The 7,250-nt window shown below is 65.7% G+C and carries 7 protein-coding genes and 1 pseudogene; all 8 read right to left on the bottom strand.

Annotated elements, in window-relative coordinates:
• Positions 1-522 (bottom strand): annotated as a pseudogene (locus NUV79_RS24125) (helix-turn-helix domain-containing protein); the annotation flags it as partial.
• Positions 523-607: 85 nt separating this feature from the next.
• Positions 608-1,900, bottom strand: coding sequence for a hypothetical protein (locus tag NUV79_RS24120; protein ID WP_257735611.1), 1,293 nt, complete (start codon positions 1,898-1,900; stop codon positions 608-610).
• 215 nt (positions 1,901-2,115) lie between these two features.
• Positions 2,116-2,550, bottom strand: coding sequence for a hypothetical protein (locus NUV79_RS24115; protein ID WP_257735610.1), 435 nt, complete (start codon positions 2,548-2,550; stop codon positions 2,116-2,118).
• Positions 2,551-2,851: 301 nt separating this feature from the next.
• On the bottom strand, positions 2,852-3,973 hold the full coding sequence (locus tag NUV79_RS24110; RefSeq protein ID WP_257735609.1) for a mandelate racemase/muconate lactonizing enzyme family protein: 1,122 nt from the start codon (positions 3,971-3,973) through the stop codon (positions 2,852-2,854).
• Positions 3,974-4,001: 28 nt separating this feature from the next.
• A complete protein-coding gene (locus NUV79_RS24105; protein WP_061963748.1) occupies positions 4,002-4,361 on the bottom strand; it encodes a RidA family protein in 360 nt (119 codons plus the stop codon).
• A 35-nt stretch (positions 4,362-4,396) separates the two neighbouring features.
• On the bottom strand, positions 4,397-5,761 hold the full coding sequence (locus NUV79_RS24100) for an NAD(P)/FAD-dependent oxidoreductase (protein ID WP_257735608.1): 1,365 nt from the start codon (positions 5,759-5,761) through the stop codon (positions 4,397-4,399).
• Entirely contained in the window at positions 5,758-6,090 is a 333-nt protein-coding gene (locus NUV79_RS24095) for a (2Fe-2S)-binding protein (protein WP_257735607.1), read from the bottom strand. The genes NUV79_RS24100 and NUV79_RS24095 overlap by 4 nt, the downstream gene beginning before the upstream one ends.
• Complete coding sequence (locus NUV79_RS24090; protein WP_257735606.1) at positions 6,080-7,216, bottom strand: NAD(P)/FAD-dependent oxidoreductase; 1,137 nt, start codon at positions 7,214-7,216, stop codon at positions 6,080-6,082. Before NUV79_RS24090 ends, NUV79_RS24095 begins: the two co-directional genes overlap by 11 nt.
• Between the last annotated feature and the right edge of the window lie 34 nt (positions 7,217-7,250).

The following is a 7,250-nucleotide window of genomic DNA, read 5'->3' as shown; positions in this document are numbered from 1 at the left end:
CTCCTGGCTCTCGCGCGGATAGGCCCGCACGAACAGCATGCGCGAGTGACAAAGCCGGACGTGCGCGACCTTTACCTGGGTCGTCACGCCGTTGATGACGACGATCTCGTGGCTCCAGTCGAACTGGTAGGCCTCGCCGGGCGCAAAGCTCAAAGGCACATAGGCGTCGGCCGTGACGGCGGATTGCTCGCGGCGCCAGCCTCTCGCATAGCGACGAACGGCATCGTAGCCGCCCTCGAAGCCGAGATCCCGCAGCTCTTCGAAAAGACGGATCAGCGTCAGGCGCTCGCGGGCCGGCTTGCCCTCGTTCGCCATCAGAAGCCGATCCAGCTCAGGGCGCCAGGGCCCTATCTTCGGCTGCGGCTGAACCTTCCGCTCATACTCGAACGACGTCGCGCCAGAGCGCAGCACCTTGCGCACCGTGTTCCGAGAGACGTGCAGCTCGCGGGCGATCTCCTTGATCGTCTTCCCGCGGATCGAAAACTCGCGCCGGATCCGCGCAATCGTATCCACGCCCTTCATCCCCCGCCCGCCCATCCGAAACCAGGACGGACAGTCTCACCGAAACCGGCTCAAGGGGGTCAAAGTTGGACGCCGATCCCCCGCCTCACGGGGTCAAACTTGCACGCCGAAACACAGCAATGAACGAGCCGGGCGTCCAAAACGTGGCTTCGATGGCAAGCGCCCAGTGGGCGAAGTCGGCCATCCGCGGCAGTTTCGCCGCTGTGGTTCTGGAGCGGTTGATCAACCCTTCGGCGATGATCTGCATGACCCCGGACATGATCTGGGGAGCATCCCGCATGAACGCGGCATGCAATTCACTCTCACTGCGGTAGCGCCCTTTCTCAATGGGCTTCAGCTCGACGACGAGCGCTCGGCTCGCGAGATCGGACCGGGTGATCACGTTGGTGATGGAGTTGATCAAGATGGGTCGGCGTGCTTCGAAGGTGACGAGATCACCGTCGGTATAGTTGGCCCGCCGCTCATCCTCGCTTCCCGTAGCCATGCGGCAGATTTTGTCCGAGACCGTGTCAGGCAGAAAAGACACGTTCTCGAAGAACAGTCCGTGGCGGTGCCGAGCGTACACATCGAAATCCCGCATGCTGTCTGGAAGGCCGCCGCCGGGCGAAAACCGTCCGTCCAGAAGGTATCGGAGAAACCTCGAGACCGTGCTCTTCGCGGACCCATGCTCGCCGATCAGATGCAGGACGGGATAGGGGCCGAATGGTAGAAGCGCAAAGGTCAGCCAGGCGACGATGAGCTGAAATCCCTCATCTTCGACGTTGATGTAGTCTCGCAGCCGCATCAGGTCAGGGACGCCGGCCGGGGTCGGCAGCGACGCTGCAACTCGGAATGTTACGGGGAATTCGCGGCCGATGGTGAAACTGCCGCCACCAAATGTGACGACACGCCCACGGCCGATGTCGATGCCGACCTCACCATCGACCGTCAGGGCCGTTCTCAATGCTAATACCCGCGCCGGCGCCATGACGGCTTCGTTCGTGAGGAGGCGCAGGGCACCATAACGGCCAGCCGAGGTGAGGTGCCTGTCGGTATGCGCCCAGAATAGCTCGTCGATGATCGCGATCAACCGCCTGTCGCCGATCGGAAGAAGCATGGACTGATTCTTCCAGGACAGTTCGACTATCGGCCGCCCACCCTCGTTGAAACAGGTGACATACACACTGACGAGAAGGAACGCGTAATCCGCGTCGCCGATGAAGCCTAACTGCCAGGCTCGATGATCGCTACAATCATGCTCGCGATGGCGGTAGCGCTCACGCTTATGCTTGCGGCCATGCTCCGAGTGGTCGTCATGAGCATTATGCAGCGGAACCGGCGGATACCATCCACCGGCTTCGTCACCTTTTCCGTCTCGTCGGATGTCATCAGAGGCCATGCGATCGTTCAGCCTGTAGCTCCGCGTCGCATCGGCCAGGCGATCCGTGGGATCGGTTCTACTGGGCCGCTTGAACCGGCGGCAGCGATGTCGGCGGGAATGGATTGCAGCAGGCGATCGCGGGTGTGCGCATCGCCGCGGCGGTGCTATCCTTGTCCGGAGGTTGAACGTCACCGCGCGGCAGATGCCGCTGCAGCACGAACAGCCTCGATAGATCAGACCTCGGCGCAGATGATGATGCTCAACCTGAGGTCGATGGCGGCGATCTCCGCCCGCTTCGACGCCACGCGCTCCATCAGATCTTCGATTTCATTCTCGAGATCGCCGATCTCGTCCTCGATCGTGCACTTAGCATCTTCGGCCGCTTCGACGATATCGAGCTGAAGCCGTTCGATCAGGCCGTCCAACTGCTCAGGATCGGCCTCCCAGTCTTCCAGGCCGACGATCGCCTCGGCGTATTCCTCGTCCTTGAGTTCCTCGACGCGGTACCTGAACCGATCGTCACCACCGACGTCGCGCAGCTCACGGAGAAGCTCAAGGCACCGCTGAGCCTCCGCTTCCGTTCCCGCTGCAAAGCAGACGACATCGCGACCGTCGTCACAGCCCCAGAGCACGGAGTGAATGGACTTGGCGGAAATCTCATCAGACATTTTACACTCCATCGGCCCGTGAGCAGGCTGCTATCGAGCCGCATGTCATGACCGAGACGGCCGCCCGCCGTCTCAATGTTCCCAGATTCCAACTAGCTGGATCGGCTGGCACGAAGAGAGCTTGCGCCGCCCCTAGCTGATAAACCGCTCTCGCAGCGGCGGCGTATAGGCACCCAGACATTCGGGCTCTCGCCGCGTCGGCACGGCAGAGCGGGCGTCACCATCGCCTTGCGCCAGGAGCGGACTCTCGCTCGTCGCCCGGAAGCAGACATTTTGCGGAGGATGGCCGAGAAGCGCGCCATTAGGCGCGAACAGTCCTTTTTGCGACCGCCAATTGGGCCAGCGCCTCCTCATCGATCTCGACGCCGAGCCCCGGAGCCTCGGACAGGCTGTAGCTGTCTCCTTCGATCATGGGCCCCTGCCGGACGAACTGGCTGCGCGAAGGCGGATTATCGTTCTCGTAGGATTCCAGGATCACGAAATTAGCCACCAGCGCCGCCAAGGTCACCGATGCAGCGATCGCGACGGGTCCGTGCGGATTATGCGGCACGACGCCGATGTTGTAGGTCTCGGCCGCGTTTGCGATCTTGATGGCCTCGGTCAGCCCGCCGACGCGGATGATCGAGGGTTGCACCAGCCCGACGGCCTGCCGCTCGATGATCTCCGCGAATTGCCGGCGGGAATGCAGCCTTTCTCCGAAGGCGATGCGGGTCCGTGTGGCGGATGACAGCCGTGCCAGCGCGTCCGCGCTCTGGAACTCGGTCGGCTCCTCGACGAAGACGAGGTCGCAATCGGCGACGCCAGAGCAGAACTGCGCCGCCGAGGCCCAGTCGAGCCGGCGCCAGAGATCGACCATCAACCCGATCGACGGGCCGACGGCGGCGCGGACCGCCTGGACCTGCGCCACCGCCTTCGGCACGTCGTGCTGCCGAACGCGATACTGCAGCTGATCGGCGGTCCCGAACGGATACCATTTCAGGGCGGTGGCACCGCGCGAAACCGCGTCCTGCGCCTTCTGGATCAGGTCCTGGGTCGATCGGTATCCGGCCCACCACTGGTTCAGGTAGACGCCGACGCGATCCCGAACGGCGCCGCCGAGGAGTTTGTGCACCGGCAGGCCATAGGCCTTGCCGGTGATGTCCCACAGTGCCTGGTCGATCGCGGCGAGAGCCGCCATGCTGCTGGCGCCCTCGCCCCAGTAGACCTTGTCCTTGAGCAGGCTCCAGTGCTTCCCGACCGTGGTCGGATCCTGCCCCGCGATGGCCCGAAAGCCTTCCTCGATGCCGGCGGCGACGGACGGCCAGCGATGGTCGAGCGTCGCCTCGCCGAAACCGACGATTCCCCGGTCGGTCTGGATGGCCGCGTAGAGGTAATGCTTGTTGGCATCCGCGAGCACATAGGTTCGCAACTCGGCGATTTTCATGGCCCGCCCCCTGTGCCCTGCTCCGAGATTACCGGCCGGCCGCGGCCGTCACGATGATCTCGACGAGAACGTCCGGCGCACCCATCTCGCATTGGGCCGTCGCACGGGTCGGCGCGGCGTTCGGTGCGGTCCAGGCATTCCAGATCTCGTTCATGCCCTCGAAATCGCGCGCGAGGTCCTTGATCCAGATCTGCGCGGTCAGGACGCGACTCTTGTCGGTGCCGGCCCTGGCAAGGAACTGCTCGATCTTTTCGAGCGTCTGCCGGGTCTGCCCCTTGATGTCCTGGCTGCGATCGTCGGCGGTCATGCCGCCGACATAGACGACGCCGTTATAGACGACGACGCGGCTGCGGCGCGGATCGGTTTCGATGCGGACGATGTCGTTCATGGTCTTCTCCTCGTGGTGAAATGGAGGGCGGGAATTCAATCGCCGAAGTCGCCGAGCATGACCGGCTTGATCGGCGCCCTGATGCGGTAGTAGCCCACGTCGTCCGGCGTGACGCCGCGTGCCTCGGCGATGATCTCGGTCACCGTCAGCCCGCACAGGCGCCCCTGGCAGGGGCCCATTCCACAGCGGCCGAACGCCTTCGTCTGGTTCGGGCCGCGGCAGCCGAGCTCGACATAGCCGCGGATCTGCCCTGCCGTGACCTCTTCGCAGCGGCAGACGATCACCGCGGAGTCACGCGGGATGCGGTTCGCATCGGCCGGGCGGTAGAGGGTGTTCAGGAAGCGCCGGATATGGCTTTGCCGTTCGAATAGAGCGAGCAGCGCCGCGCGCCGGCCGGAATCGACGGCGTTGCCGGCACGCTCCGCGATGGCGAGCGCCGACAGTCTTCCCTGGGTCGCCGACGCCTGCGCACCGACGATCGCCCGGCTGTCTCCTGCAACGTAGATCGGCGTTGCGCCCAGCCGGCCCCAACGGTCCGTCTCGGGCAACCAGCACAGCTGTTCGCCGTCCCAGCGGTGGGCCCCGCCCGTCGACCACGACAATTGCGTATTCGGCACGACGCCCTGATGCAGCAGGACCAGCGACGCAGGCAGCGTCACCCGCCGGCCACGATGGAGAAAGGAGAGGCCCTCGGCTTGCCGCTCACCCTCGATCGCGAGATCACTCGCGGCAGAATAGAACCTGACTCCATGCCGGCGCAGCGTCGCGATCAGCTTGAGGCCCTTGGCGAGATCGCGCCAGCCGCGCACGGCGCCGACACCGTACCGTATCGCGCCCAGATAGCCCGCTCCTGCCGTCGTATCGACGATGGCCGCGATCGTCACGCCGGCACGGAGATATTGCCAGGCGAGGAGGTAGAGCAGCGGCCCGCAACCGGCCAGGACGACCGGCCCGCTGGGCAGGGCGCCGGAACCTTTCAGCAGGATCTGCGCGGCGCCTGCACCCAGGACGCCGGGAAGCGTCCAGCCCCGGATCGGAAACGGCCGTTCCATGGCGCCGCTGGCGAGCAGCACGGCCTTGCCGACGACCTGTCGCGATCGTCCATCCGCGACATAGTCCACGGCGCCGTCCTGCGCGACGTTCCAGACGGTCGCTCCATGCAGATGCCCGGCACCGCTGTTGCGGAACTCGGCCGCGAGACTGCGCCCGGCTTCGTAATCCTTGCCGAGAACCGCGATGCGATCGGCGGGCGCGGCTTCGATATTGCGATAGATCTGGCCTCCGGGCGCCGGCTGCTCGTCGAGAACGATCACGGAGAGACCGAGCGCGCGCGCCTCGCAGGCCGCAGCCATGCCGGCGGGTCCGCAGCCGACGACGACGAGATCCGCCGCAGCGCTCATGGCTCTTCTCCGAGGCTGAATTCATCGAGATGGGCCGCACCGCGCTGGCGCGCGACGACCATCCCTTCGCGGACGGGGATCAGGCAGCTTTGCCGCGCCGGCACCCCGTCGATCTCGACGAGACATTCGAAGCAGACGCCCATCATGCAGTAAGGGGCGCGCGGAACACCGCCGACGACGCTCGACCGGAATTCCCTGACGCCGCCGACGAGCAGGGCCGCTGCGACCGTGATGCCGGCCGGCACCCGCAAGGACGTGCCTTCGAAGACGATCGTGACCGAGGCACCAGCCGACGCATCCGGCACAGTGAAGAGCGGCTCAATGGTCATGGGAGAAGCTCGCGTCGGCATCGAGGAAGCGATCGCCGGTGAACACCTCGAACCCGGCCGGCACCTGCGAGAGGCCGGCCATCCAGGGGCCAACGACGTAGCAATGGGCCGCGGCGAGCGTGACGCCGCTATGGCTGGTGGCGAGGAAGGCGCCCGGGCAGGACGCCGATTCCTGGTAGATCGGGTAACCGTCCGGGGTCAGCGGCCGCAGGGCGCCCCAGGCCCGGACAAGGCGCGCGCGCGCCAGAGCCGGAAAGGTTTCGACCGCGCGGCGTGCCAGCACCTCGATCTTGTCGGTCGTCGTGCCGTCGTCGAGGCCGACATCCTCGGAGGTCGAACCGATCTGGACGCTGCCCTCCCGCGTCTGCCGGCACTTGTTCGTGGGATAGTCGAGGAACGGCTTCAGCCGCTCGGTGATGAGGACCTGGCCGCGCGTGGATGCGATCGGGGCGTGCAGGCCGACCTGCGAGGCCAATCCGGCATTGCCGAGCCCCGCCGCCAGCACGATGCGGTCGCTCTTCCAGCTCTGGCGATCCTGCGAGACCGCCTCGAAGGAACCGTTGGCGGGATCGTGCCTGATCTCGGCAACGTCCACGCCGGTGATCACGTCCGCCCCGCGATGGCGAAGCGCGGCATGCAGGCCGCGCAGCAGCATCAGGGGATTGGCGTGGCCATCGAGCGGGCAGAAGCTCCCGCCGACCACGGCCGGCCCGATCCCGGGGAGATATTGCCGGAGCTCGGACGGCCCCATAATCTTGAAGGGAATGCCGCCGACCTCCCGATCGATCCGTTCCAGAAGATCGGCACGCGCCCTGACATCGGCATCGTTGAAGCCGAGCCAGAAGCCCCCCGGCTGTTCGAGGCCGGCATCGACATCGGTCAGCTCGACCAGTTCCTTCTGCAGGTTCGGCCAGAGCTTCAGCGCATCGCGGCTCCAGCTGGCGTAGCGGGGCATCTTGCCGCCCTTGCTCGAGACCCAGACCAGGCCGAAATTGCCACGCGAGGCGCGAAACGCGGTATCTCCCTGGTCGAGAACGCGCACGCGCATTCCGGCCCGCAGCGCTCCGTAGGCGATGGCGGCCCCGACAAGCCCGCCCCCTACCACCGTCATCGTCTGGCTGCTCATGTCCGCAACTCCGGTCCAGGCCGGCTTTCGTCTC

It is taken from the genome of Allobosea sp. 47.2.35, assembly GCF_024655635.1.
Classification (GTDB): Bacteria; Pseudomonadota; Alphaproteobacteria; order Rhizobiales; family Beijerinckiaceae; genus Allobosea.
Note: the sequence above shows the minus strand (reverse complement) of the source record. Positions and strands in the feature narration are given on the sequence as shown.